Source organism: Bacteroides fragilis, assembly GCF_019583405.1.
GTDB classification, from domain to species: domain Bacteria; phylum Bacteroidota; class Bacteroidia; order Bacteroidales; family Bacteroidaceae; genus Bacteroides; species Bacteroides fragilis_B.
This window is the reverse complement of the sequence record NZ_SZUU01000030.1, coordinates 1-1,620: the sequence shown is the minus strand read 5'-3', so window position 1 is coordinate 1,620 and position 1,620 is coordinate 1. Positions and strand designations below refer to the sequence as shown.

Genomic DNA, 1,620 nt, shown 5'->3' with positions numbered 1-1,620 from the left:
AGCTGCGCACACACAGCATGTGCTTAACGCACGAAAGCCTACATACAGAAGTTTTTTCTTCGTATTCATAACTCAAATGTTTAAAAATGAATAAAATAGATCATACTCAGCAAGGCCTTCCCATTAAGAATGGGCAGGCCGGCTATGGCGGGCTGTGAATACAGCTTTTATTTTGCGGTAAGTTTGTGTAAGTTAGATAGATAGAACGACTGTTGTGTTTCAAAAGACGTTCCTTTTTTGAAACATAGTTTTGGCTCTGCGCACTGAATGCAAAAGGAAGAGATAAATGCCTGATAATTAAATTGATGTAGAAATATTTGCACAGATAAAAAAAGCGACTTATCTTTGTTGCATCAGACGAACGTCTTTTGAAACACGGTTTCAAAATTAAGTTCGTGTCTTATAGGACTGATTTCCATTTGGATATAACAACTAAGAAGGTTTAATAAAAAGGCTATCCGTATAAACAGTAGCCTTTTTATTAAACCCTTTTAGTTATTTGCCTCGTACCCTTAAAAGGGTAATGTAGCGAATCTTATACCTTCACTACATTACAGAACTTGTGTAGAGCACGAAACAAACCGATGTTCACCGAATATCCGTCCAAAGTCAGATTCTTATATTGTGTGCTGAAAGAGGTCCACTACGTGTTTCGGCGTTTCCGGTCATAGACCGCTATCCTCTTTCTTCATTTCATGCAGTATTTCGGGGAGTGCTAAGCTGGCGGTGCTTTCTAATACCAGGATTTTGTCCTCTTTGTTGTCGGTGGTCACGGTATTGTCCGCAAGCCGGCTTTTGAGTGCGGTTTTCATAATTTATCTATGTTAAAAGTGAATACATTACTGTTTGGTACCTTTCACGCAACGGACAGTCAGTCCGGCGTTTTTGGCATGGTCCGCCACATCTGCAGTATTATAACGTTTACCAAAATACAGTCTTTTCCCTGTACTATTTCCACTACCTATATCGCTACTCCAGTAGTAGCCATCAGTTCCGGAATCTGTTGTTGGCGAAGTATTACTACCATTTCCGTCTTGCCGACAACCTGCAGCAGGTAAAAAAAGTCCTATACTGTTATTCATGAACCACATTCCACTATTAGTTAATATTTTGTTTGTACATCTTGCTAATTTCGTAAGTTCATTCTTTGAAGGTGTTCGCCAACCTGTACCGTAATATGCTGTATTCAATTTGGAACATGGATCTGTATTATTAATATTTGTGTTTCCTGTATAGGTACTGTACCATGTGTAATAATAACCTCTATCTGTTGAAGAAGCCCATACATAATTTGTACTTCCGGTACTTTTCAAATTTCCTGTGGCCCATCTCAGCTTTGCCAAATCATTCTTATCATTTGTGGTACATCCGTTTTGTGTCAGGTTAATGTTACTTGCCGCCAATTGTATCCCCAATTCAAACTTCAGTGTAATGGTATAACTCTTTCCCGGTTGCAACTGTACATTCTGGCTCGAGGTGATATTCCGGTTATCCGCATTGAAGTAATTACTAAGTTTCAACGTACCGATATGTACCGTGATTGCCCGGGAACCCGAGAAAGGAACTAACCGCACAGTGGCAGTCGAATTATTGGCTATACTGAATGTGGACGTATTTCCG

The 1,620-nt window shown here is 39.6% G+C and carries 2 pseudogenes; both read right to left on the bottom strand.

Features of this window, described 5'->3' with window-relative positions:
- Window positions 1-544 precede the first annotated feature (544 nt).
- Window positions 545-812 (bottom strand): annotated as a pseudogene (locus tag FDF36_RS21405) (DNA-binding domain-containing protein); the annotation flags it as partial.
- Window positions 813-839: 27 nt separating this feature from the next.
- Window positions 840-1,620: pseudogene (locus FDF36_RS20950) on the bottom strand (FISUMP domain-containing protein); the annotation flags it as partial.